The following is a 26,497-nucleotide window of genomic DNA, read 5'->3' as shown; positions in this document are numbered from 1 at the left end:
ATGAAAGAGCATAAAATAGGCTATTATTTTATAGTTATGGCAAGTGTTGTGATTGTTCTGGCAGGCATAAAAAGTGCATCAGTCATTATCATTCCGTTTTTACTTTCTTTGTTTATTGCCATTATCCTCTCTCCTTTGTATAATTATTTTAAGTCAAAATCGATACCGGATATTGTGTCAGTTATTTTGGTAATAACGGTCTTTATTCTGTTTTTGGCGCTGATTGCAAAACTTGTAGGCAATTCAGTGCATGATTTTAGTGCCAATATTGATACATATGCACAAAAACTTGCGCAATATTATCAGCTTATTTCACACTATACCGCTTCTTTCGGCATAGAAATTTCAACTGAAGATATCGCAAACCTGATAAATATGAAACAGGCGATGAAATTCGCAACAAGTATTATTCAAAGTATGGGTGCTATGTTTACAAATGGTTTTATCATTATTTTAACAGTAATATTTATGCTGCTTGAATCACAGTATTTTGTAAAAAAAGTGGAACTGGCTGACGGACATCAAGAGACAATGGCTCATATAGAAAGAATTTTTTCTAAAATAAAAAACTATATGGTACTCAAAGCACTCATCTCATTGTTTACCGGTGCCATCATATGGATGAGTCTCTATTTTTTAGGTACAGATTATGCCTTTTTATGGGGAGTATTGGCTTTTATGCTCAACTTTATCCCAAATATAGGCTCAATAATTGCAGCTATTCCTGCAGTTTTAATTACTTTAGTACAACTAGGAGGCATGAGCGCTTTGGCAGTAATGGTGTTGTATAGTGTTATAAATATAGTCATAGGATCAATTGTTGAACCTAAAATTATGGGAAAAGGTTTAGGACTGTCCACTCTGATAGTTTTTCTTTCACTGATGTTTTGGGGATGGCTTTTGGGCATAGTAGGCATGCTTTTGTCCATTCCTTTAACAATAATGGCAAAGATTATTTTTGATGCCAATCAAAATACACAATGGATAGGAGTCCTGCTTGGAACAGGTGAGAATATTGAATTGAATAAAGAAGCTAATATGTCAAACGAACTCTAAAATTTTGCACTAAAAAGTAAAAAAAAGTTACAATTTGAAACTTAAACCACCTCGGTTTTTTCCTTGTCTTGAACTAAAGATTTATCTTCAATCTTATAAATATCTGAATTTAAAATTCCTTGTTCTTTTTTCTCTTTTAGTCTATAGCTGTCTCCTTGTATATTGATGATATGTGAATGATGCAAGAGTCTGTCAAGAATTGCAGTAGTGACCACTTTATCTCCGGCAAATATCTGTGTCCATTTACTAAAGACAAGATTGGATGTAAGAATAGTTGAACCTCTCTCATAGCGTTTAGAGATAATCTGAAAAAAGTGATTAGCTTCCTCCTTGTTCATATTGAAATAGCCAATTTCATCGATTACAAGTACAGATGGGTTTGTAACCGATTTTAAAAAAGCATCATATTTACGCTCTTTTTTTGCTTTTTAGTGCAAAATTTTAGAGTTCGTTTGACAGTAAAACTGAAAATTAGTGCGCAATTAGTATCTTTTTAGTGTTAAATTGCTATTTTGAAACTCATGTGAAAAACGGTAAAATATCTTATGCAGTTTTTAATATTACTCTTTTTGCTAGCATTGATAGCACTCTTTTCAAACATGCAGTTGGTTGCAAGTTTTATAGGCGGACTCTTTTTGCTTGTGATTTTGATAGAGTTGAATATGCAAAAAGCAAAAAACTTTTTAAATGATATTTTTTAGCAGGAGCAGCTCATGAGAGATGATTTTTATTTAAACTTGATACTTGGTGTATTTACACTTGCAGTAGTTGTTATTGCTATCGCAACATATCGCTATGAGAATGGCTACTCAAAATACAGCGAGAAATCATAGTCACCAAAGTATGATATAATCACTACAATAAAAAAGGAGGTTTGCTATGACAAAGAATGAAATTATTACTTATCTAAAAGAGCATAAAGATGATTTTATGCAAAAGTATCAAATCTCCAAACTCGCTCTTTTTGGATCTTACTCACGCGATGAAAACAGAGATGACAGTGATGTAGATATCGCCATTGAAACTCCTTTGAGTGATTATTTCAAACTTTATGACTTTAAAGAGGAGTTAGAAAACTCTTTTCATACCAAAGTCGATGTAGTGCGTCTGCGAGATAAAATGAATATGGCACTTAGAAGACGTATTGAAAAAGATGGTATCTATGTATGATAAAACACTCATTATTGATATTTTAGATCAAATCATAGATGCTATAGAGACTGTTCAAGAGAGATGCGCTTTTGCAAAATGTGAAGATGATTTTTCCCATACCAAAGAGGGACAGGAAAAACTTGACAGTATCTGTATGAAACTCATAGCAGTTGGAGAGAGCTTAAAAAATATAGACCACATCACCGATAAAACACTTTTAAGCAATTATCCCCAAGTTGAATGGAAAAAGATTAAAGGGATACGAGACTTTATCTCTCATCACTATTTTGATTTAGATGCAGAGGTTATCTTTAGTATCTGTCAAGAGCATATAGAAGACTTGCTTGTTACACTTAAAATCATGAAAACAGACCTCCAATAATATTACATTTTAATAAACATTAGATAGTTATTTTTATTTACCTATAAAAGGGTATATAAAAAGTAAAAATATTAAATAATTTATGTTATAATTATATTAACAGGTAAATGAGGACAATTATGGCAAAAACTATCGGTTATATTCGAGTCAGTACGGACCAGCAAGATCTGCAAAACCAACAACACTCCATTTTAAATTATGCAAACAAAAATTCACTTGGTAAAGTTAAGTTTATCGAAGTGAAAATGAGCAGTCGAAAAAAAGATGAAGATAGAAAGATTGATGAACTGTTTGAGTCTCTACGGGCTGATGATCACTTAATCGTTTCAGAACTAAGCCGAATAGGCAGAAGTGTTGTGAATGTTGTAACGATTGTAAACAGACTCATAGCAAAAGGTGTAAACCTTCATATACTCAAAGAACAGCTCTTTATAAAACCAAATGAGCAAAACCCCTTTACAGATTTTCAGATAAATATCTTCTCAGCCTTTGCACAGTTAGAAAGGGATCTTATAAGCAAGAGAACAAAAGAAGCTCTACAAGCCAGAAAAGCCAAAGGGATTAAACTTGGTAAGCCTAAAGGTACGATTCAAGGCAGCATCTATGATAAAGACAGGGAGAAGATAAAAGAGTTACATGAACTTGGAGTCTCCCTAACTAACATATCTAAAAAACATTTAGGCTATGGAACTATCAAAAGTCTGAGTGAATATGTAAAAAACAAACTATACAAAGAGGTGAAAAATGACAAGTAGTGTAAAAACTGTTTTTGCTGAAGAGTTTAACCAAAATTATACTTTTTACAAGGGGTATGATGATATAGTTATACACAAAGAAAACAGATAAATTTTTAAATGTCAAACGAACTGCTAAAATTGGCACTAAAGTAAATGAGTTCAAAGTTACTTTTTAAACATAAACCTTAAAAAATCAAATTAATTTTGATAGACTCTCTTTCATCTTTTTTGAAAGGGGTCAAGTGTTAGATAAAAGGCAGGTTCGTATGATCAAAAAACTTTTAGAAGAGGGCTTAAACAAGACGGAGGTGGCAAGACGACTAGGGATTAGTCGTGAGACAGTTCGTAAATATTCCAAGCTTCCAGATGGATATGTTCCAATTATTAACAGAACACCTGTGGAAAATATTGTAGATCCTTTTCTTCCAGATATTGCGAAGATGTTAGAGACTGCAAAAGAAGAAGAGTCTTATATTCCAACAACTGTTATTTATGCAGAGATACAAAAGCGAGGGTATAAAGGAAGCTTGCGTTGGCTTCAGCAGGTGATGCAGAAATATGAATTGCGTGAGCGTATAAAAAATGATGAGAAACTTATCCGCTTTGAAACAGAGCCAGCCAAACAGATGCAAGTTGATTGGGTCGAGTTTCCCAAAGAGAAGCTCTCTCCTTTTGTGGCTACAATGGGATACTCAAGAGCATCATATGTTGAGTATGTCGATAATGAGAAGATAGAGACACTGCTTGCATGCCATATGAATGCATTTAGATACTTCGGAGGCGTTCCACTAGAGTGTCTATACGATAATATGCGCACAGTCATTATTAAACGCAATGTATATGGAAGAGGCAAACACAAACTCAACCCTCTCTTTAAAGACTTTGCAAAGCACTGTGGATTTACAATAAGAGTGTGTAGACCATATCGTCCAAAGACGAAAGGAAAAGTTGAAAGGTTTAATCACTATTTTCGATATAGTTTTCCCAATGCCCTTAAAGTGCATCTTGCTATGATGTATTATGAACTAAATCTTGAAAATGCAAATGCAGAGGTTTTAAAATGGCTTGAGAATGTTGCCAACATAAGGATACATCAAACAACATTGCAAAGACCATTTGACTTACTTGCAGAGGAGCAACCCCACTTGCTTTGTCTGCCTAAACCTTATGGTGGCATCCATCCAAAGGTTATCATCAAAAGTGTAGCAAAAAAAGAATCATACTTCAATAGAGACAATTGTAAAATTGACTCTTTGTATATTCCAAATAGAGATATGCAAACCTATGACGATTTAATACCAGCGGCAATGTTTCTATCACTCTTACCGGCATTGACAACACCAATGCAAATAGGAGGTGCACTATGGCATTAGAAACCAAGATCCTCTCATTATGCAAATCATTGAAACTCTCTACAATAGCAGAGGAGTTTCATACTGTTGCTGCAACTGCAGCAAAGGAAGAGTGGCAGTATGTACAATTTTTACAAGAGCTGTTGCAGCGGGAATATAACAACAGAATGGATAGAAGTAAAAGCACCTTGACAAAGCTTGCAGGATTTCCTGCAATAAAAACACTTGAGCAGTTTGACTACACTTTCTCAGTTGGTGTCAATCGTAAACAAATAGAGGAGCTCTCTACAAACGAAATGAAAATATTATTCTTCTTGGTCAGTGTGGCGTAGGTAAAACACATCTTGCTATTGCTTTGGCATATAAAGCGGTACAACACAGATACAAAGCAAAATTCACTACTATCTCTGAGCTTTTACATAACGCCACAAAAGCAAAAAAAGAGCGTAAATATGATGCTTTTTTAAAATCGGTTACAAACCCATCTGTACTTGTCATCGATGAAATTGGCTATTTCAATATGAACAAGGAGGAAGCTAATCACTTTTTTCAGATTATCTCTAAACGCTATGAGAGAGGTTCAACTATTCTTACATCCAATCTTGTCTTTAGTAAATGGACACAGATATTTGCCGGAGATAAAGTGGTCACTACTGCAATTCTTGACAGACTCTTGCATCATTCACATATCATCAATATACAAGGAGACAGCTATAGACTAAAAGAGAAAAAAGAACAGGGAATTTTAAATTCAGATATTTATAAGATTGAAGATAAATCTTTAGTTCAAGACAAGGAAAAAACCGAGGTGGTTTAAGTTTCAAATTGTAACTTTTTTTTACTTTTTAGTGCAAAATTTTAGAGTTCGTTTGACAATCCAAAAATCCAGCAAAGATTTTACGATGCTTTATATGGCTGAATTTCAAAATAGTTTAAGTTGATTCAAAAGTGGGTGGCAAATCGTGGAAAACAGGAAAATAGAGTTGGTGCAGTTTTAATTAGAGATATTACAACATCTTCACATGTGACACAAAAAGATGGTCTTAAAGAGATCCTTGAAGGCCTGATAACGATAGGGAAAATTTATAAAAAAGGTAAGTTTTACCATTTGGTTAAATAATTAGCAACATGCAACAATCTCTTGTATGTTCGTTTGTAAAGCCATAAAGTGTTGTAAACATATTTGCAACAAAGTGCAACATTTCAACTGTTGCACTTGTTGCATATTTTCTTTCAACATAAAAACCAAATGATACAGAGGGTGCTGCAACTTTGTTGCATGTTGCATCCGTTATTTAATCCAAAAACAATCATAGAAAATGTATAATAGCGATCTATAAACAGTTTTGAGGTAGAAATAGGGTAGAAATTACCTTTTTGTAAATGTATATGATTTTTTAAAATCCCGAAATTCAGGGGTTGTTTAGGGGTAGAAGAGAATATGATTTTAATGATAGACAATTATGACAGTTTTACATACAATATTGTTCAGTATTGCAGGGAACTTGGAGCGGATTTGAAAATTATACGCAATGATGAGATGAGTGTGCAGGAGATAGAAAATCTTCATCCGGAAAAAATTATAATTTCTCCCGGACCGGCTTCTCCTGATGAAGCAGGTGTAACCTTGGAGGTGATAAATTATTTTCAGGACAAATTGCCGATTCTTGGTATATGTTTAGGGCACCAGAGTATTGCACAGGCTTTTGGTGCAGATATCGTACGTGCCAAAAATATGATGCATGGTAAAACATCAAAGATTAAACACTCTCCGTGTAAACTCTTTGACACTCTGCCGGATGAATTTACGGCAACACGTTATCATTCTCTGATAGTTGATAAAAAGAGCATACCGGAGAGTATCGAACCGACAGCCTTCAGTATGGATGATGATGAAATAATGGCATTAAAAATAAAAGATAAAGATATTTACGGTGTGCAGTTTCATCCTGAATCAATAATGAGTGAATACGGACATGAAATTATTGGAAATTTTCTAAAATTATGAAATATCGAATCATCTTATTCCTGATACTTGGATTGGATGCATCTATTCTAATTTTTCTAACTACACAAATTTCCATCTCTCCCTCTGAAGCATCACTTTTGTACGGAGATGCTTCCTTCTTACAGCAACTAGTGAAACTTTCATTAAAAATATTTGGACAAAATGATTTTGCATTACGGTTTGTGATGATACTTTTACATCTTTTAAGCGCATGGCTTTTATATGCCATTTCTGCAAAATACTTGGCATTAGAGAGAAACAGGTTATGGTTAGTAGCAGTATTTGTACTTTTGCCTGGGGTTGTCAGTGCTGCTCTTGTCGTCAGTTATGCCGGCTTGATTATTTTCGGATTATTTTTGTATATATATGTAAGTCAAAAATTAAATGATTACTATGTAAATATGTTGTTATTCCTGTATGCACTTTTAGATGCGGGTTTTGTTTATTTGTTTGTAGGACTTGCAATATTTTATTTATTTCAAAAAAATAAAATATTGTTTTTATACAATCTTTTTCTAGCAGGCTTATCTGTTTATATCTACGGTTTGAATATATCGGGTGTGCCAAGTGGTCATTTTTTAGATACAATCGGAGTTTACAGTGCTATTTTTACCCCTGTTATCTTTATATATATTTTTTATACGCTGTATCGTGGTTACCTTAATGACGAGAATGACAAAATATGGTATATAGCATCAACTGCCTTATTGTTTTCTTTACTCCTGTCATTTAGACAACGTGTTGAACTTGAGTTATTTGCACCTTATCTGATTTTAGCGCTGCCCTTGGCGGCAAAAACTTTTGCACATTCATACAGGGTAAGACTGACAAACTTCAGGAAAAGATACAGAGCAATATTTGTGTTGGCCTTTGTATTTTTAATTTTTAATACCTTAATTGTAATGTTTAACAAAGAACTGTATTTACTTTTAGACAATCCAAAAAAACATTTTGCATATAAAATGCATATTGCCAAAAAACTTGCAACCAAGTTAAAAGCAATGAATATATCGTGTGTGAAAACCAGCCAGGATATGCAAAAAAGATTAAAATTTTATTTTATTGATAAATGTGATGAAAATGTTTTACAAGAACTGCAACCTCATTCAAGTATAAGAAGTGATGTTACGATACGTTACAAAAATAAAATACTGTATAAGGCTAATGTTACTAAAATAAACAATAAATAAATCTATTTAATGCTTAATATAAACCAAAGATATTTGTTGGATACTTTATGATAGAATAATCCACAAATATCAAAATAGGGAGTTTCTATGGCTCAAAAAGCGATACGAGAATATGACGCGAAGTCAATTTTAGCAAAACATTGGAATAAATACTTTCCAGATTTCACTTATGCATACGAGACGGTTCTGGTGACATCAGGTGCGGAACTACTTGAAGCCGCAAAAGAAAAACCATGGTTAAAAGAAAAACCATTAGTTGTAAAACCGGATATGCTGTTTGGTAAACGTGGTAAAAATAACTTAGTGCTTTTTAAAGATCAAAAACCGGGTGATGTTACTTTAGAAAAAGCAGCCGCATGGATTGACGAAAAAGCGAAAGAAGATGTGGCAGTTTATTTTTCATTTGAGGGAGATACTCCGACAGGTGAGCCAAAAGTAGACAGATTGACTCACTTTATTGTTGAGCCGTTTACTCCGCATGATCAGTCTGAAGAGTATTATATTTCAGCAACTGTGGTAGGCGATGAAGATGTTCTCTACATGTCAGCTGAAGGTGGTATGGAAGTTGAAGAGGGATGGGATGAAAAAGTTACCGAAGTTGCATTCCCAATTACTGCTACAGAAGAAGAGATCGCTGAAAAAATAAAAGCAAATATTCCTGCAGATGTAAAAGAAGAAGATAAAGAAAATTTTGCAAAATTTGCAATCGGTTTCTTTAAAGCGTATCGTGAACTAAATTTTGCATATCTTGAAATCAATCCATTTGTTATGCAAGGAACAAAAATTGAGCTTTTAGACATGGTTGCGAAACTGGATGATACTGCCGGATTTATGATGGTAGAAGAGTGGGGTGATGTTGAATATCCAACTGCATTTGGTATGGAAGCAAAATCTCCGGAAGTTGAAGCAATCGAGGAAGCAGATGCAAAAACAGGTGCTTCACTCAAACTTACACTACTGAAACCTGAAGCTAGAATCTGGACTATGGTTGCCGGTGGTGGTGCTTCAGTTGTATACGCTGATACTATTGCTGATTTTGCGGGTATTGAAGATTTAGCGAACTATGGTGAATACTCAGGTGGTCCAACAACAGGTGAAACAAAATTTTATGCTGAAACACTTCTTGATTTAATGACAAGAGAAAAAGATCCTCAAGGGCGTGATAAAATCTTAATCATTGGTGGAGCGATTGCAAACTTTACAGATGTTGCAAAAACATTTACAGGTATTATTCAGGCTTTTGAAAATTACGCTGATAAAATGAAAGATGTAGGTATAAAAATTTATGTCAGACGTGGTGGTCCAAACTATGAAAAAGGTTTAAAAGACATCAAAGAAGCTGCTGACAGATTAGGTCTAAACATTGAAGTATATGGTCCGGAAACACATGTGACAGACATCGTGCGTATGGCATTAGAAGAGAAGTAAGGAGAAGAGATGGGAAAATTATTTACTAGAGATACACAAGCAATTTTTTGGAATAACAATAAAACTGCTATCCAGAGAATGCTTGACTATGATTACACAATCAAGAGAGAAACACCATCTGTTGCGGCAATAGTCGCACCTACAAGTTCAAACAAATTTGAAAAGTTTTTTTGGGGTGCAGATGAGATTATGGTGCCTATTTACAAAAGTACAGCAGAGGCAAAAGCTGCGCAGCCACAGGCTGATGTACTTTTAAATTTTGCATCATTCAGAACGGCATATGATGTAACAATGGAAGCATTAAATCTTGGCGGATTTAAAACAATCATGATCACAGCTGAGGGAATTCCAGAAAGACTTGCTCGCGGAATGAACGCATATGCAAGAGAGTTAAATGTTATTGTAATTGGTCCGGCAACTGTTGGTGCTATAGTTCCGGGTGCATTTAAAATTGCCAATATCGGTGGTACTATCGAAAATATTATCAACTCAAAACTTCACCGTGCAGGCTCATGTGGACTTGTTACGCGTTCTGGTGGTTTATTTAATGAACTTGCTAATATTATTGCACTGAATGCTGACGGTATTGCTGAGGGTGTTGCTATCGGTGGTGACAGATTTGTCGGTTCGGTATTTATTGACAACCTGTTACGTATGGAAAAAAATCCGGATGTAAAATATTTAATTTTACTCGGTGAAGTCGGTGGTACTGAAGAGTATAAGGTAATCGAAGCCGTTAAATCCGGTAAAATTACAAAACCAATCATCGCATGGTGTATAGGTACAATCGCTAAATATTATGATTCCGGTGTTCAATTCGGACATGCAGGTGCTTCTGCAAATGCTGAGCGTGAAACTGCCGAAGCTAAAAACAAAGCGATGGCTGAAGCAGGTATACATGTACCGGCTACATTTAACGATTTACCGGCAACGATAATGGAAGTTTATGATGATTTAAAAACAAAAGGAATTATAGGAGAGATTGAAGAGCCTGAAATCAATGTTATTCCTAAAATGCGCCGTTCTAAAAACTTTATCTGTACTATTTCTGATGACAGAGGGGAAGAGGCTACATATGCAGGCTTCCCTATTTCATCTGTTGCAACTCCAGATACAGGTAAAGGTATCGGTGATGTTATTTCACTTCTATGGTTTAAAAAACAGTATCCAAAATGGGCTACAGATTTTATAGAAACTGTTATAAAAACAGTAGCAGACCACGGTCCTGCGGTTTCTGGTGCGCATAATGCAAAAGTAACAGCACGCGCAGGTAAATCAGTTGTTGAATCACTTGTAACCGGTTTATTGACAATTGGTCCGAGATTTGGTGGTGCAATTGACGGTGCGGCTAAATATTTTAAATATGCTGATGACAACAATCTTTCTCCAAAAGAGTTTTTAGCATATATGAAAAGTGAAGGGGTGCCAATTCCAGGTATCGGTCACCGTATTAAATCTCTTAAAAATCCGGATCTTCGTGTAACCGGTCTTATGAATTACGCAGCAGAACATTTTCCAAGTACGCCACTACTGGATTATGCAAAAACTGTTGAAGCCTTGACAACAAGTAAAAAAGAAAATCTTATCTTAAATGTTGACGGTACTATAGGTATTTTAATGGTTGATATGTGGAGAGCACTGGGATACTCTGAAGAAGAAATTAATGAATTTATCGAATCAGGTACTCTCAATTCATTCTTTATTGTTGGTCGTTCCATAGGTTTCATCGGGCATGTTCTTGATGAAAAACGTCTTGCTATGCCAATGTACAGACATCCGATGGATGATATTCTATACGATGTAAAAAAAGCAGAAAAAATTTAATTATTTTTTTAAGACAAAGAGTGCATCTCTTTGTCTGACTCTCTTTCCTTCTCCTCTTCTTAAAAATTGCAATTATTTTGATATACTCTAAGTATGAAAAAAGCATTTACACTTTTAGAACTTGTTTTTGTTGTAGTAATGATTGGTATACTGGCAGCAGTAATAATTCCAAAAACAAGATCCAATCCTTTACAGGAAGCTGCAATACAGTTGGTTTCTCATATAAGATATACACAACACTTGGCAACTATCGGTGATAAGTTTGATCGGAATGAACCATATTGGTTTCGGCAAAAATGGCAATTGGCATTTTCTACGGCTGCCGGAACAAACTCCTACATGATATTTTCGGATTCTCCTGCTAAAGTCGGTGGAGCATATGATGGGAATCCTGGTGCAAATAGTACATATACTGATGTAGAAGTTGCAGGAAATCCTCTCAAAAAAAATAAATATCTAATTGGTGTGCCTTTTGGTTCTTTTGACAATTCTGCAACAAAAAAACTTTCAAATGAATTAAATATCGGTAAAAAATATGCTGTTAAAAATATTACTGTCAGCGGTGGCAGTACAGGGTCAAGTGCAAGAAGAATTTTATTTGATTATATGGGAAGACCCTATAGAGGAAATACAAGTTCAACTTCAGCAGCTGCTTTAAATTCTGCGGGAGATAGAATTACAACTTCAGCAGTTTATATAAAACTTTGTTCGGAGATTTGTATAAATCCAAAAAAAAGTGCCAACAATAAGAATGAGATAGTAATTAAAATAGAACCGGAAACAGGATATGCACATATCTTGTAAATATACAGTGAAAAAATATTATTAAAATTAGTTTCAAAAACTTTTTCAAAAACCCGCCAAACATTAAGCGCTTTCTAAGCAAGACTCTCCTATAATTCCCATCCACAAACAGAGAGACCTTGTTTAAAAGGCCTAAAGAGACTTCGAGTTGAAGCCGCTGAATATGTTTGAGATCATTGAAAACTAAGCAAGTAAGAGACTTTTTGACTTTAGAGTTAAAAAGATAAATTACTTAGAAATAACTAATAAACAACAACCGTCTATTCTATTTTGAAATCCATACAGGTTTACCTGAATGGTTCCCTTAATAGTAATAGATAACTATACAGTCTAGTAATAAGACCTTAAGCAGTTTTATTAAGACTTAAAATAACAAAGCCAATGATTTAATAATCTTGGGCAAAAGATCAGTAATAAGTTTACTTATCTTTCTATAATGTTATAGTGGGTTTCATAAAGCTAAAGCAAAAATGCACCAGTGCATTGAGCCTCACGCTGAGTGAAACCCAGTGTTAACACAGAGAAGGAACTTGCTTCCTTCTCGTTTCAATTATGGAGAGTTTGATCCTGGCTCAGAATGAACGCTGGCGGCGTGCTTAACACATGCAAGTCGAACGGTAACAGATAGTAGCTTGCTACTATGCTGACGAGTGGCGCACGGGTGAGTAATATATAGATAATGTGCCCCTTGGACCGGGATAGCCATTGGAAACGATGATTAATACCGGATACTCCTTCTGCTCATAAGAGTAGTCGGGAAATGGATTCCGCCAAGGGATCGGTCTATATCCCATCAGCTTGTTGGTAGTGTAAGAGACTACCAAGGCAATGACGGGTAGCGGGTTTGAGAGGATGATCCGCCACACTGGTACTGAGACACGGACCAGACTCCTACGGGAGGCAGCAGTGAGGAATATTGCACAATGGGGGAAACCCTGATGCAGCAACGCCGCGTGGAGGATGACGCATTTCGGTGTGTAAACTCCTTTTATATGTCAAGAAAATGACGGTAGCATATGAATAAGCACCGGCTAACTCCGTGCCAGCAGCCGCGGTAATACGGAGGGTGCAAGCGTTATTCGGAATCACTGGGCGTAAAGGACGCGTAGGCGGGTTGGCAAGTCAGATGTGAAATCCTACAGCTTAACTGTAGAACTGCATTTGAAACTGCCGACCTAGAGTATGGGAGGGGGAGATGGAATTAGTGGTGTAGGGGTAAAATCCGTAGATATCACTAGGAATACCGAAAGCGAAGGCGATCTCCTGGAACATAACTGACGCTAAGGCGTGAAAGCGTGGGGAGCAAACAGGATTAGATACCCTGGTAGTCCACGCCCTAAACGATGTTCACTAGTCGTCGCTCTGCTAGTCAGGGCGGTGATGCACTTAACAGATTAAGTGAACCGCCTGGGGAGTACGGTCGCAAGATTAAAACTCAAAGGAATAGACGGGGACCCGCACAAGTGGTGGAGCATGTGGTTTAATTCGAAGATACGCGAAGAACCTTACCTAGCCTTGACATTGAGAGAACCTGCCAGAGATGGCGGGGTGCCCTTCGGGGAGCTCGAAAACAGGTGCTGCACGGCTGTCGTCAGCTCGTGTCGTGAGATGTTGGGTTAAGTCCCGCAACGAGCGCAACCCTCGTCCTTAGTTGCTAGCAGGTTAAGCTGAGCACTCTAAGGAGACTGCCTTCGTAAGGAGGAGGAAGGTGAGGACGACGTCAAGTCATCATGGCCCTTATGGCTAGGGCTACACACGTGCTACAATGGGGCGTACAGAGTGTTGCGATACCGCGAGGTGGAGCTAATCACTTAAAGCGTCTCTCAGTTCGGATTGGAGTCTGCAACTCGACTCCATGAAGCTGGAATCACTAGTAATCGTAGATCAGCAATGCTACGGTGAATACGTTCCCGGGTCTTGTACTCACCGCCCGTCACACCATGGGAGTTGATTTCACCCGAAATCGGGAAGCGAACCTTCGGGGCGCTACCGCTTACGGTGGAATTAGCGACTGGGGTGAAGTCGTAACAAGGTAACCGTAGGAGAACCTGCGGTTGGATCACCTCCTTTCTAGAGTAAAGTCAATCATTCATTTGAATTGACATACAAAGAAAATCTCACAGAGATAGTTTATTAGTTTTTCTCTCTTACTTGCTTAGTTTTCAGTGATCTGTGTTCATTTGAATTACGATTATAAATGGGGAATTAGCTCAGCTGGGAGAGCGCCTGCCTTGCACGCAGGAGGTCAGCGGTTCGATCCCGCTATTCTCCACCATTTTTGAGTGATTTGCACTTAAAAAAGAAACTCACATACTAAAGTATGCTTCGCTTCTTTTTTAAGCACAACTCATCTCAAAAACAAGTTTCTAAATTAAATATAAGTTCTTAAACACATAAGAATTTATATTTGGTTTAAAAACCAAACGATCATTAAATTACAATTGTTAAAGTCAACAACTATAATAAAGAGATTTATTATAAACTAAATAACTACAATAACAGATCATTCATCTTGTCTAGTGTATTAGTACATTAAATAAGGTAGTGAACGCAACATAGAATAAAAAGATATTAAGGGCCATAGGTGGATGCCTTGGCTAGTAGAGGCGATGAAAGACGTACTAGGCTGCGAAAAGTCTCGGGGAGCTGCCAAGAAGCTTTGATCCGGGAATTTCTGAATGGGGCGACCCAACGTGGTGCGAATCACGTTACCACCTTCGGGTGGGGCGAACCTAGGGAAGTGAAACATCTCAGTACCTAGAGGAAGAGAAATCAAACGAGATTCCGAGAGTAGCGGCGAGCGAAATTGGAATAGGGCGCATACATTTAGCACATTTGTTAGCAGAACATTCTGGAAAGGATGAGCATAGAGGGTGATACTCCCGTAAGCGAAAACATTTGTGTGGAACTAAGGTATGGAACGAGTAGGTCGGGACACGTGTTATCTTGACTGAATATGGGGGGACCACCCTCCAACCAACTAAATACTACTACTAGACCGATAGCGAACAAGTACCGTGAGGGAAAGGTGAAAAGGACCGCGGTGAGCGGAGTGAAATAGAACCTGAAACCTATGGCTTACAATCATTCGGAGCACTATTAAATAAGTGTGACGGACTGCCTTTTGCATAATGAGCCTGCGAGTTGTGGTATCTGGCAAGGTTAATCGAACGAGAAGCCGTAGCGAAAGCGAGTCTTAATAGGGCGACATAGTCAGATGCTGCAGACCCGAAACTGAGTGATCTATCCATGAGCAGGTTGAAGCTGGTGTAAGAGCCAGTGGAGGACCGAACCCGTAGAAGTTGAAAATTCTTGGGATGACTTGTGGATAGGGGTGAAAGGCCAATCAAACTCAGTGATAGCTGGTTCTCTCCGAAATATATTTAGGTATAGCCTCGAGCATTAGCGTATAGGGGTAGAGCACTGACAGGGCTAGGGCTGCTTACCGCGGTACCAAACCCTATCAAACTCCGAATACTATACGTGTAACCTCGGGAGTCAGGCGTAGGGTGATAAAATCCTATGTCGAGAGGGGAACAACCCAGACTAACAGCTAAGGTCCCAAAGTTTTATCTAAGTGGAAAAGGATGTGGAGTTGCTGTGACAACCAGGAGGTTGGCTTAGAAGCAGCCATCCTTTAAAGAAAGCGTAACAGCTCACTGGTCTAGCGATTCTGCGCCGAAAATATAACGGGGCTAAGATAAACACCGAAGCTTTAGATTTACAGTTTACTGTAAGTGGTAGGAGAGCGTTCCATTCAGCGCTGAAGGTATACCGGTAAGGAGTACTGGAGCGGATGGAAGTGAGCATGCAGGCATGAGTAGCGAGAAAAGAAGTGAGAATCTTCTTCGCCGTAAACCCAAGGTTTCCTACGCGATGCTCGTCATCGTAGGGTTAGTCGGGACCTAAGTCGAGTCCGAAAGGGGTAGACGATGGCAAATCGGTTAATATTCCGATACCGACATTACATCGTTTGAGTGATGGGGGGACGCATAGAGTTAAAGGGGGTCACTGATGGAATAGTGGCTCGAAGGACGTAGGTCGACGTGTAGGCAAATCCGCACGTCATTCGACCGAGATCTGACAGGCTGGTCAATCTTTTCGGAGAGCGACCAGAACCCTTGATACTGTCGTGCCGAGAAAAGCCTCTAAACGAGATGTAATGTTGCCCGTACCGTAAACCGACACAGGTGGGTGAGATGAGTATTCTAAGGCGCGTGGATGAACCCTTGTTAAGGAACTCTGCAAACTAGCACCGTATCTTCGGTATAAGGTGTGCCTGTAGTGTTAGAGAACTTGCTTCTCAAAGCACTTATAGGTCGCAGCAAAGAGTCCCTCCCGACTGTTTACCAAAAACACAGCACTCTGCTAACACGTAAGTGGATGTATAGGGTGTGACGCCTGCCCGGTGCTCGAAGGTTAAAAGGATTGCTTAGCGCAAGCGAAGGCATGAATTGAAGCCCGAGTAAACGGCGGCCGTAACTATAACGGTCCTAAGGTAGCGAAATTCCTTGTCGGTTAAATACCGACCTGCATGAATGGCGTAACGAGATGGGAGCTGTCTCAACAAGGGATCCAGTGAAATTGTAGTGGAGGTGAAAATTCCTCCTACCCGCGGAAAGACGGAAAGACCCCGTGCACCTTTACTATAGCTTGACACTGCTATTGGGATATTCATGTGCAGGATAGGTGGGAGCCGTTGAACCTGGGACGCCAGTTCCAGGGGAGGCAACCTTGAGATACCACCCTTGAATATTCTGATAGCTAACTCCGTACGGTTATCCCGTGCGAGGACAATGTCTGGTGGGTAGTTTGACTGGGGCGGTCGCCTCCTAAAAAGTAACGGAGGCTTACAAAGTTCGGCTCAGAAGGGTTGGAAATCCTTCGTAGAGTATAATGGCATAAGCCGGACTGACTGTGAGACATACAAGTCGAGCAGAGTCGAAAGACGGTCATAGTGATCCGGTGGTTCTGTGTGGAAGGGCCATCGCTCAAAGGATAAAAGGTACGCCGGGGATAACAGGCTGATCTCCCCCAAGAGCTCACATCGACGGGGAGGTTTGGCACCTCGATGTCGGCTCATCGCATCCTGGGGCTGGAGCAGGTCCCAAGGGTATGGCTGTTCGCCATTTAAAGCGGTACGCGAGCTGGGTTCAGAACGTCGTGAGACAGTTCGGTCCCTATCTTCCGTGGGCGTAGGAACGTTGAGGAGAGCTGACCCTAGTACGAGAGGACCGGGTTGGACGTGCCACTGGTGCACCAGTTGTCCTGCCAAGGGCATAGCTGGGTAGCTACGCACGGATGAGATAACCGCTGAAAGCATCTAAGCGGGAAGCCAACTCCAAGATGAACGTTCCCTGAAGTACGCTTGAAGACTACAAGCTTGATAGGCTGGATGTGTACGCACAGCAATGTGTTTAGCTGACCAGTACTAATAGTACGTTTGTCTTTTTACAAGTTCTTAAATGAACACAATTGCTTCACTACCTTATTTAGTGTATGATGCCTAACGGGCGAACGCAATGAAAAAACTAAATTTTTTCATGTGTAACACATTAAATAAGAGAAAGATTTGAAAGTAGTTATTTAGTTAGGATTTATTGCCTTTGTTGATTTTACCAATTTTACTTTAATGAGTTTTTACTCATTACTCACTCAACTGATCCTTATGAGATCAGATATAAGTACATCTTAGAATGTCCTTATATCTGATCTTGTCTAGGTGGCTATAGAGAGAGGGAAACGCCTGGCTCCATTCCGAACCCAGAAGCTAAGCCTCTCATCGCTGATAATACTGCAGGTTTCACTTGTGGGAATGTAGGTCGCTGCCTAGTTGATCAGATTTTTATTTACTCCCTAACTATTTTACAATCATTGACACTCTTTACATGTAACGACTAACCTTATCCATAGTATTATTTCTATATAATTGTAAAAAAATGGAAAGAGAATGTTATTAGAAAACGAATGGAAAAATTTTCTCAATGATGAAATTCATAAAGAATATTTTATCGAACTTCTTAAAAAAGTATCGTTGGAATATAAATCAAAAACTGTGTTTCCCAATTCTGAAAATATATTTAGAGCCTTTAATTTAGTAAACCCTTCTGAAGTAAAAGTTGTAATTATAGGGCAAGACCCTTATCATGGTCCAAATCAGGCTACCGGACTTGCATTTTCTGTTTGTCCAAAATGTAGTATTCCCCCTTCATTAAAGAATATATATAAAGAGTTAGTTGATGATATAGGTTGTAAATATCCGAAAAACGGGGATTTGACACAATGGGCAAAAGAGGGAATTTTGTTGATAAATGCTGTTTTAACTGTTGAACAGGGGAAGGCAAACTCCCATAAAGATTTTGGCTGGCAAAAGTTTACTGATGCCGTTATTAAAAAACTCTCTGATGAAAAAGAACATTTGGTTTTTATATTATGGGGTGGCCCGTCACAAAAAAAAGAGTTTCTAATTGATACAACAAAACATTGTGTCATTAAATCTCCTCATCCTTCTCCGCTCTCGGCATACAGAGGTTTCTTTCATTCAAAGCCTTTTTCCAGAGCAAATGACTATTTGATCAAACATAAGAAAAAGCCTGTTGAATGGTGTCTCAGTGCAGAACAAACTCTGCTATAACAGGCAGATGGTCTGAATAGCCTTTGCCTTTATGGCGTCTTAATCTGCTCCTGGTTGTCTGCCATCTGTAAATTGCTTTTCCTTTAAACAAATAGGGCTTTTCAAAAGCAGCAATACTGTGTGGTTTATAATCAATGCCTTTTTTATCAAGAAGTGCAGCTGTGACTAAGATACTGTCCATTGCTTCTTTTTTGCCTCTATAGATATAGCTGTATCTTTTTTCTAATTCAGTGTCATACCATAAGTTGTAAAAATCATAAGGTGCCAGATGTATATTTTGTGATGAATTCTGATACTTGATAGTACCCAGTATATGATTGATACCTGTTATTCCATCTGTGTCATTATGTTTTCTTTTTCTTTTAAAAATTTCATACTCTTCATAGTCAGAATTAAAATCACCAAGTGCGATGATATTTTTGTTTTTTCCCAGTTCCTCAATTCTTTTTCTGAGTTTTTTTGCAGAGACGATACGCATACTTTCCGGACCTGCTTTTGATTTCCAATGATTAATTAGAATATACAAATCTTCATTGTTTATTTTAAATTTCACTTCTAAAATATTTCTATATCTGTAGGAAGAGGTGACAGCAATTTCATGTGTATATACAAATGGAATTTTACTCAAAATGGCTACTTTGATTGTTGTAGATTTTAAGTTGGCAATTTTATAGTACCGGTAATAAACGCCTTCTCTTTTTAGAGTATATCGTAGATCTTTGAGTGCCTGAAGAGATTCTATCTCTTGGAGTCCAATGATATCTGGATTGATATCTTTGATGACTTTTGCAATATTTTTAAGTTTTTTCCTATAGTTTTTATCATTCCAATTTGATTTTGCATTAGGGATATATTCTTTATACTCATGTCCGTTTCGTTGCAAATCAAAAAGATTTTCAATATTATATGTTGCAATTTTCAAAGTTGTTTCTCCATACATAAATGAGATGAGCAGAGCTAAAAGAAAGAATACTCTCACTCTACTATACCGTTGAGTCTTAACAGCTGCATTGTATCGGCATCTCTACCCATCAGTTCGTGAAAAAGTTCTTGCATACTTTGTGAACCGCCACGGTGTAAAATGATATTTTGATATTTTTTTGCTGTAGAGGAATTGAAAATATTTTCATCTACTACGGTGTAAAAAGTATCTGCGCTCAGAACTTCGGCCCATTTGTAGCTGTAGTATCCTGCAGCATATCCACCTGAAAATATATGGGAAAATCCGTTTTGGAACTTATTGTATCTTGGTGGTTTTATCAATGCAGTTTTTTCCCGTATGGTGTCAAGCAGATTTTGTACTTCATCTCCCTGATAAACTTTGGTATGCAGTATAAAATCAAAGAGTGAAAATTCCAATTGTCTCAGCATTCCCATTGCAGATAAAAAGTTTTTACTTTTTACCAGTTTATCTATCATTTCATCTGAAATAGTTTCATTTGTTTTGTAGTGTTTTGCAAACATTTTGAGAACCTGAGGCTCATAGGCAAAATTTTCTAAAAACTGAGAAGGAAATTCAACAGCATCCCATTCTACTCCATTGACACCGCTTACTTCATTTTCATTTACTTCACTCAGGATATGATGCAAAGTATGCCCTGTTTCATGAAAAAGAGTGACAACATCATCATGGCGAAGCAGTGAAGGATTTGTATCATTTGATGGAGGAAAACTGCATACTATAAAGGCTGAAGCCAGCTGTTTTTTGCCTGTTTCATCTGTGCAGTGTGTTTGCCAGTTATGCATCCATGCTCCGCCCCGTTTTGATTCTCTTGCTTCTAAATCAAGATAAATACGGGCTTTGAGGATGTCGTTTTCATACACATCATAGGCATAGGCTTTTTCATGCCACAATTTCTCTTTCACCTGTTTACATGTAACATTAAAAAGTTTGTCTAAAAAAGTAAACATTCCTGCAATAACATTTTTTTGTTCAAAATAAGGCCGATACTCCTCTTCATCTATGTCGTATTGCTCTTTTTTTAATATTTCTGCATAGTAAGAAGTATCATGACTTTCAAGTTTGTGTGGCGCGATATTTTGCAGTTCCTGCAGCTCGTTTTTTGCCTGGGGAATTGAATTTTCAAGTAAATTTTCTAAAAACTCTAAAACACTTTTTGTATCTTCGGCCATTTTTGTAGCAAGAGAAAGTTCTGCATAGTTTTTGAACCCTAAAAGCTGACTCATCTCCTGTCGCAGTGCCAACAGTTCATCAATTATTTTTGCATTCTGTGGTGCGCGTGAAACATAGGCACGGTAGAGTTCTTCTCTAATTGCTCTGTTCTTTCCATAGGTCATATAGGCTATATACGATGGCATTTGCAGTGTCAATTTATATTTTATAACACCATTGTCTTCAAATTTAGCATTTTCTATTTCACTTTTTGGCAAACCTTCTATATCTGTTTCATCAGTAATTATATATTCGTAGGCATTTGTTGCATCAAGCAGATTTTGAGAAAAGTTATTGGAAAGTTCACTCTTTTTCAAGTTTATTTCCTGAAGCCTCTGCTTTGTTTTTTTATCCAGATGGGCACCGCTTAATTCAAAATGTAAAATATTTAATGCTAAAACTCTTTTTTGTTCACTGTTGAGGGATGTCTGTTCCTTTTGCATTATTTCTTTATAGGCATTGTATATTTCAATGTTTTGTGAAAGATGTGTCGAATACTCTGTAATAAGAGGAAGAGCCTCTGTATAGACCTTTTGTGTTTTTTCAGAGTTGTTTACAGCATTGAGATGAGACAGTGGTGTAAAAAACTGTTCAAGATACTCATCCATCATCTCTAGTGGTTTGACAAAGTTTGCATAGGTTTTTTCTTTCTGTGCAAGTAAGGTTTCTATCTTTTTGTTATTTTTATTGAGATGTTTTTTCAGTTCTTCTGTAAAAGTATCTAAATCACAATCAAATTGTAAAAATTTTGTCATATATGTTTTCCTTTAGTCCTCAGTGTCTTTTTTCTGTCGCAGGGCACCGTATTTGTTTATGAGAATATTATCATACTTATTTGCATCTTTGATTAACTTTTCTATTGCAGTTTTTCCTTCTTCTTTTGTTAAGGAAGAGTCTACAACCAGATAGGAAAGATACACGCTGTTTTCATTGATAGAAAACTGTAAATAGGAGAGTTTGTTGTTCTCCTGGAGCAAAAAATCATACATCTTTTCAATGTTTTCTTTGGGAATACCGCAAAGTTTGGCATCTCCTATAATAATGCCGTTTTCATAATAGTTAATATTGATTCTTGCAGTTCCCTTGTCTATTCTCCAGGATGACTGGCTTCTTCTTGCCAGGGTTACATTGATGCCCAGGGACTCCAGTATATCTTCTATGAGTTTTGTCGGTCCTATAGGTGTGTAGCCTTTTCGTCTGAGTCTGGCTATTTCAAGTTCTGCTCCACATTTTGGGCAGTAGTCATTTTTTATATCTTTTTCTTGAATAAGATTTTTGCACGAAGGACATTTGATGACATTTTCTACTCCGAGTTTTTTAAAAGCGGTGAGTGCATCTTGAAGATAGTGCACAGGGAGTGCAAAACCCAAATTATTTGCATTTTGAATAATGAAAGTATTGACGCCTGTAACTTCTCCTTTGTCATTTAACAGAGGACCTCCGCTGTTTCCGGGGTTAATGGCAGCATCAATCTGAATATATTCAAGATCTCCCATAAGTCTGGCTGCGCGGGAAACTATTCCCTCTGTCGCTGTATAATTTAGACCGTAAGGGTGTCCGATGGCTATGGTGGTATCACCGTTTTCCACATTGCTTTTGGCAAGTTTGAGCGGATTTTTTGGTTGCTTGAATTCATATTTTATAAATGCCAAATCATAATAGGGGTCATCATAAATGACTTTTGCAATACTTCGCTCAAAGTGCTCTGCTTTGATTACAACTTCTCTCAGCCCCGAGCATACATGCGAATTTGTAATTATAAGATTATCTATAATAAAACCTGTTCCACTGCCATAGGGCGTCATTATCTGTATAATATTTTCAATGTAGGTTTCTAAAAGAGTTTGCGTATTCATTTGTTATGCCTCATGAAAATCCAGATTTTTTAATGCACTGAAGTAACTGTTTGAAAAATCATTGAGTGAACTGAAATCAAGTTCATCACCAAAAGCGCTCAGCAGTTTATACTGATGTTTGTATCTGGCAACTGTTTCGTCAATTTGAGCAATTATCTCACTTTCTAAAAACCGGTTCTTTTGCGTATTATAATATCCTTTGCATCCCAGCGCATTCATATACTCAGCATAAATGACACAAATATAAATATGGAGTAATTTTCTGGCCGCAGGATTTAATCCGTAGTTATACAGAGCATACAAGGCTATATAACTGTAAATGGTTGGTATGATTTGAGGGTGACGGTTGTTCTTGTACCATCTGAGTTTTATAAGTGATTCTTCTATGAAGTCAACAAACTCATCATAAGAACTTTTTTCAATTTGGCTGAATGTGTATTTGGCTTCATAAAAGTTTTGACTGAATTCATCAAAATCAAGCTTTTCAAGACTTAAAATATATTTTGCAAGCTCCGCATTTTTTACTTCAGGCAGTGCCTCTTCCTCTGTAAAATAATTTTGAAGTTTTTTTGTCATTTTTTGATAAATTTTAGATTTTGGTACCAAAAGATAGTCAATCTTAAATAAAAAGTTTAGATATAGAAATGCCTGCATACCTATACTGTCCTCCGCCGGCAATGTCTGTATTTTTGCATGAAGCTCTTCTATCCAAATATGTAGATACTTATACTTTACATGTAACTCGGCAGTGTCAAGTTTTTGAATATGATCGATGTCCTCTAACTCTTTTTGTTCGAATTCACTGAGCATGTGTTCTTTGTCATAATCTGCATTGAGTGCCAATTCTCTTAAAGGATAAAAAGCTTTCTTAGGGGTCATGGTAATATTGTCAAGATTGAGTTTTAATTTAATATAGTCGCCGTCACTGCAGTAATTTACATAGGTAAACTGGTAATTTCTTTCAAGTGCGTAGCGTTTGAGAGCAACATTTGCATTTTTTGCTTTGACCATAGTCACTTCGGCGTAGAGTTTTTTGTTTGTTGTGAAACCGTTGATCTTTGCACTGCCTTGATATATGATAAATTTCAAAGACTCTTTTTCCCGGGTGAGTATAATGTTTTGATTGGGAAGGCCGTTTTTGTAATTCATTAAAGAGTTGAAAAAGAATGTATAGGCATTTAAAATTTCTTTTTTTTCAAAGGCTTCATAGGCTTTGTTAAAGAGTTCTTCTTCATTTTCTGCAATATCTGCATGAATACCTCTTCCAAAGCTTTTTGAACAAGAAGACTTTGGCCGGAAAAAGTGAAACCAACTCATACATTTCCTTTTATTTTAATACCAAATAGATAAGTATAAAGTTTATAACTGTCATTATAGTAAAAGCCCTCTTATAAAAGAGTAAGGGTGATTTTTCAATGAGTGGTGCATTTTTAATAAAGTAGGGTTTTACCTTCTGCGGATGTGTAAGTTCATATTTCATTTCAGAGTAATGCTCATACCTTTGGTCTTTTTGAAGTGCAATAGCACGCATGATAACACTGTCAAGCCAATCAGGTATATTTGAATTGTAATAACTCGGTTTTTTGGCTTCTTTGAATGTCGGGTTTTGAAAGGGTTCTATCTCGCCGTAAGGATACTTTCCCGTAAGACTTAAATAGAGTGTCACACCAATGGCAAATATTTCGCTTGTTTCACTTATAGACTCGCCTTGAAATCGTTCAGGTGCTAAAAAACTCGGTGTACCGGCGCGGGACTCTTCTGAAAATATCTCTGTAATACTCCCAAAATCAATAACCTTGTATTCTGTATTATCATCGTCAATTTTGGCAATCATTATATTGTTCGGCTTGATGTCACCGTGTACAAGATCATATTTAAGCAAAAACTGAGACATGTTTAAAAGTGTTTGCGCAAGTTCCACAGCATCATCTATCGTTACATGTAAGTGTGATGCCAGGTAATTATTTAAATCTTCTCCATCAAAGAGTTGCATAACATAGTATCGGGCGCTTCTGTTTTTTGGAATGACAGCCTTTGGGAAAAACTTTGCTTTGAGACGTTTGGCATTCCATGCCTCTTTGACAAACAGATCTAAGATCTGATTATCTTCTTTTGATTCAATTGGTGCAAACTTCATAACATATTGCTTTGTTTTTTTACTTACAAGCCAGGTTCTTTCATTTTGTATGAGAGATTTTTCAAGTCTATAGCCGTCTATCGTTTGCCCTGCTTTGAGTGATCGTGGAATATCCAGTTTTTGCTGTTTGAGTATCTCTATTTCGTCGGCATTGAGTATTTCCAATACAACTGCTGTTGTATCATCGGGAAGATGGTCTTTTGTACGTTTACTTGCTTGCTTGACAAGAGCAATAGCTCCTTTTGAAATATTGTCTTTTATTTCACTTTGGGAAAGTACATTGTACAAACCGTCGCTGCAAAGAAGAATTTTGTCATTTTTCTGAATAATATTTTCAAAATAGTAGGGTTCCACATCCTCACTGATACCAATAGCCTGGGTCAGAACATTTTCGTATCCTTCTTCTTGCATGGCATGGTCAGATGAAAGCTGTGTCAGCGAAGCGTCTCGGAGGAGATAGACTCTGCTGTCTCCGACATTTACACCGTATAAACGGTTTCCTTCTATAACAACGAGAGCCAGGGTTGTGATAAGTTCACTGCGTTCATAATTGAGTTGTGATTCTTTATAAAGAATTGTATTTATGGAATTGATAAACGTTTTTATAGATTTTTCGATGGACCATGACTTTGGCCGAATCTTAAAGTTGTTTATAAGATAGGAAGTCACTCTTTTTGCTGCCTCGGCACCTTCTTCGGCACTCCCGACACCATCACAGACTATGGCAACACTCAGGTTGCCGATAGTTGCCATATCATAAAAATCATCTCCTGTCAGTTCTTTGGTCTTTGCAAGTGAGAACCCGGAAGTTTTAATATTACTTTTTGCCATATTGCCCCTTTACATGTAAAGTAGATTATAGGTACTATAGTACAAAGTTTGTAAAACGGCATTTATTTTAAAGAGTTTTTATGCCTGGTTTTTTCTATGTGTGTAATATAAAGCCATACCTGTACAAATCGCTCCGCCAACAATATTTCCCAAAGTTACCGGAATTTCATTCCACAACCACCACTGTGACACACTTACATTTGCACCAAGCATTATGCCTGCAGGAATAACAAACATATTTACAACGGCGTGTTCAAAGCCCTGTCCAAAGAAAGTAAGAATTGGGAGCCACATAGCTGCAATTTTCCCTATTGTTGTTGTAGCTGTCAATGCCATAACGACACCCAGAGATACCATCCAGTTACAAAAAACAGCTTTTAAAAAGACGGTATAGATACCGTCTGCACCTATTTTTTCATATCCGATTGTTTTTGCTTCTGCAATATGCTTGATCATGTCTATGACAGGAGATGATTCCACATGTCCGAATTTTGTAGCAACCAGACTGTAAAGAGCTGCAAAAAGCAGGCTGCCCAGCAGATTTCCGGTAAAGACCCAGAACCAGTTTACAGAGAGTTTTGCAAACCCTATTTTTCTGTCAAACAAAGAGGTTGTCAGTAGTGCAAAACTTCCGGTGACAAGCTCCAGTCCCAATAAAACAATCATAACAAAACCGACAGGGAAAATAAGTGCTCCGACAATAGGCAGATGTGTCTGTGTGGAAGCAACAATGGCCAGAGTTGTAGCAACCCCAAGAAGCGCACCCGCAAGGGAACCGCGTATCAATAAATCTTTTACACCCAATCCTGATTTGTATACTCCGGCTGTTACCATTCCATCTACAACTACCTCTGGTTTTACATAACTCATATGAATTCCTTTTAATTTTATTTAATAAGTATAGCTCAAATCTGTATACTTAATAGGTTTATA

Annotated in this window: 19 protein-coding genes, 1 tRNA gene, 3 rRNA genes and 2 pseudogenes; 18 read left to right on the top strand and 7 right to left on the bottom strand. The window is 37.5% G+C overall.

The window, feature by feature from the left end; genetic code table 11:
* Positions 1-1,056 carry an AI-2E family transporter gene (locus tag LCX93_RS09060; RefSeq protein WP_226065984.1) on the top strand — a complete coding sequence of 352 codons (1,056 nt, stop codon included), beginning with the start codon at positions 1-3 and terminating at the stop codon, positions 1,054-1,056.
* Between the two features lie 41 nt (positions 1,057-1,097).
* Here the strand turns inward: LCX93_RS09060 and LCX93_RS09055 are convergent.
* A pseudogene (locus LCX93_RS09055) lies at positions 1,098-1,469 on the bottom strand (ATP-binding protein); the annotation flags it as partial.
* 132 nt (positions 1,470-1,601) lie between these two features.
* Between LCX93_RS09055 and LCX93_RS09050 the strand changes: the two are divergent.
* The 17 genes and pseudogenes from LCX93_RS09050 (at position 1,602) to LCX93_RS08970 (ending at position 18,567) form a co-directional block, all read left to right on the top strand.
* On the top strand, positions 1,602-1,757 hold the full coding sequence (locus tag LCX93_RS09050; RefSeq protein WP_226065983.1) for a hypothetical protein: 156 nt from the start codon (positions 1,602-1,604) through the stop codon (positions 1,755-1,757).
* Between the two features lie 178 nt (positions 1,758-1,935).
* On the top strand, positions 1,936-2,226 hold the full coding sequence (locus LCX93_RS09045) for a nucleotidyltransferase family protein (protein ID WP_226065982.1): 291 nt from the start codon (positions 1,936-1,938) through the stop codon (positions 2,224-2,226).
* Positions 2,219-2,590 (top strand): HepT-like ribonuclease domain-containing protein, encoded by a 372-nt coding sequence (locus LCX93_RS09040; protein ID WP_226065981.1) that lies wholly within the window; start codon positions 2,219-2,221, stop codon positions 2,588-2,590. The genes LCX93_RS09045 and LCX93_RS09040 overlap by 8 nt, the downstream gene beginning before the upstream one ends.
* Before the next feature lie 119 nt (positions 2,591-2,709).
* The gene (locus LCX93_RS09035; protein WP_226065980.1) at positions 2,710-3,345 is read left to right on the top strand and encodes a recombinase family protein; all 636 of its coding nucleotides are present in this window, start codon (positions 2,710-2,712) and stop codon (positions 3,343-3,345) included.
* Between the two features lie 248 nt (positions 3,346-3,593).
* The gene (gene istA, locus LCX93_RS09030; protein WP_226065979.1) at positions 3,594-4,700 is read left to right on the top strand and encodes an IS21 family transposase; all 1,107 of its coding nucleotides are present in this window, start codon (positions 3,594-3,596) and stop codon (positions 4,698-4,700) included.
* Positions 4,691-5,496: pseudogene (istB, locus tag LCX93_RS12720) on the top strand (IS21-like element helper ATPase IstB). The gene istA and the pseudogene istB overlap by 10 nt, the downstream one beginning before the upstream one ends.
* A gap of 120 nt (positions 5,497-5,616) precedes the next feature.
* Entirely contained in the window at positions 5,617-5,799 is a 183-nt protein-coding gene (locus LCX93_RS09020) for a hypothetical protein (RefSeq protein WP_226065978.1), read from the top strand.
* A 321-nt stretch (positions 5,800-6,120) separates the two neighbouring features.
* A complete protein-coding gene (locus tag LCX93_RS09015) occupies positions 6,121-6,687 on the top strand; it encodes an anthranilate synthase component II (protein WP_226065977.1) in 567 nt (188 codons plus the stop codon).
* Positions 6,688-6,818: 131 nt separating this feature from the next.
* On the top strand, positions 6,819-7,877 hold the full coding sequence (locus tag LCX93_RS09010; RefSeq protein WP_226065976.1) for a hypothetical protein: 1,059 nt from the start codon (positions 6,819-6,821) through the stop codon (positions 7,875-7,877).
* Positions 7,878-7,964: 87 nt separating this feature from the next.
* Positions 7,965-9,305 carry an ATP citrate lyase citrate-binding domain-containing protein gene (locus LCX93_RS09005; protein ID WP_151899869.1) on the top strand — a complete coding sequence of 447 codons (1,341 nt, stop codon included), beginning with the start codon at positions 7,965-7,967 and terminating at the stop codon, positions 9,303-9,305.
* A 9-nt stretch (positions 9,306-9,314) separates the two neighbouring features.
* Positions 9,315-11,129 (top strand): citrate/2-methylcitrate synthase, encoded by a 1,815-nt coding sequence (locus LCX93_RS09000; protein WP_226065975.1) that lies wholly within the window; start codon positions 9,315-9,317, stop codon positions 11,127-11,129.
* 93 nt (positions 11,130-11,222) lie between these two features.
* A complete protein-coding gene (locus tag LCX93_RS08995) occupies positions 11,223-11,933 on the top strand; it encodes a pilus assembly FimT family protein (RefSeq protein ID WP_226065974.1) in 711 nt (236 codons plus the stop codon).
* Positions 11,934-12,482: 549 nt separating this feature from the next.
* A 16S ribosomal RNA gene (locus tag LCX93_RS08990) occupies positions 12,483-14,003 on the top strand.
* A 129-nt stretch (positions 14,004-14,132) separates the two neighbouring features.
* Positions 14,133-14,208: transfer RNA gene (locus LCX93_RS08985), tRNA-Ala, on the top strand.
* Positions 14,209-14,494: 286 nt separating this feature from the next.
* A 23S ribosomal RNA gene (locus tag LCX93_RS08980) occupies positions 14,495-17,389 on the top strand.
* 262 nt (positions 17,390-17,651) lie between these two features.
* Positions 17,652-17,767, top strand: a 5S ribosomal RNA gene (rrf, locus tag LCX93_RS08975).
* Together the 16S, 23S and 5S rRNA genes with 1 tRNA gene alongside form the textbook arrangement of a ribosomal RNA operon.
* A gap of 116 nt (positions 17,768-17,883) precedes the next feature.
* The gene (locus LCX93_RS08970) at positions 17,884-18,567 is read left to right on the top strand and encodes a uracil-DNA glycosylase (RefSeq protein ID WP_226065973.1); all 684 of its coding nucleotides are present in this window, start codon (positions 17,884-17,886) and stop codon (positions 18,565-18,567) included.
* Here the strand turns inward: LCX93_RS08970 and LCX93_RS08965 are convergent.
* The 6 genes from LCX93_RS08965 to LCX93_RS08940 all read right to left on the bottom strand — a co-directional run bounded on the left by LCX93_RS08965 (position 18,542) and on the right by LCX93_RS08940 (position 26,434).
* Complete coding sequence (locus LCX93_RS08965; protein ID WP_226065972.1) at positions 18,542-19,546, bottom strand: endonuclease/exonuclease/phosphatase family protein; 1,005 nt, start codon at positions 19,544-19,546, stop codon at positions 18,542-18,544. The genes LCX93_RS08970 and LCX93_RS08965 overlap by 26 nt on opposite strands.
* Positions 19,543-21,495, bottom strand: a complete 1,953-nt coding sequence (locus LCX93_RS08960; protein WP_226065971.1) for a M3 family metallopeptidase — start codon at positions 21,493-21,495, stop codon at positions 19,543-19,545. The genes LCX93_RS08965 and LCX93_RS08960 overlap by 4 nt, the downstream gene beginning before the upstream one ends.
* Positions 21,496-21,507: 12 nt before the next feature.
* Entirely contained in the window at positions 21,508-22,596 is a 1,089-nt protein-coding gene (locus LCX93_RS08955; protein WP_226065970.1) for a trypsin-like peptidase domain-containing protein, read from the bottom strand.
* A gap of 3 nt (positions 22,597-22,599) precedes the next feature.
* A complete protein-coding gene (locus tag LCX93_RS08950) occupies positions 22,600-23,913 on the bottom strand; it encodes a hypothetical protein (RefSeq protein ID WP_226065969.1) in 1,314 nt (437 codons plus the stop codon).
* Positions 23,914-23,923: 10 nt separating this feature from the next.
* Entirely contained in the window at positions 23,924-25,564 is a 1,641-nt protein-coding gene (locus tag LCX93_RS08945) for a bifunctional protein-serine/threonine kinase/phosphatase (protein ID WP_226065968.1), read from the bottom strand.
* 78 nt (positions 25,565-25,642) lie between these two features.
* Complete coding sequence (locus LCX93_RS08940; protein ID WP_226065967.1) at positions 25,643-26,434, bottom strand: formate/nitrite transporter family protein; 792 nt, start codon at positions 26,432-26,434, stop codon at positions 25,643-25,645.
* Positions 26,435-26,497 lie beyond the last annotated feature (63 nt).

It is taken from the genome of Sulfurimonas sp. SWIR-19 (assembly GCF_020410885.1).
Taxonomy (GTDB): Bacteria; Campylobacterota; Campylobacteria; order Campylobacterales; family Sulfurimonadaceae; genus Sulfurimonas; species Sulfurimonas sediminis.
The sequence above is the reverse complement of the archived record's forward strand: the minus strand, read 5'-3'. Positions and strand labels throughout refer to the sequence as shown.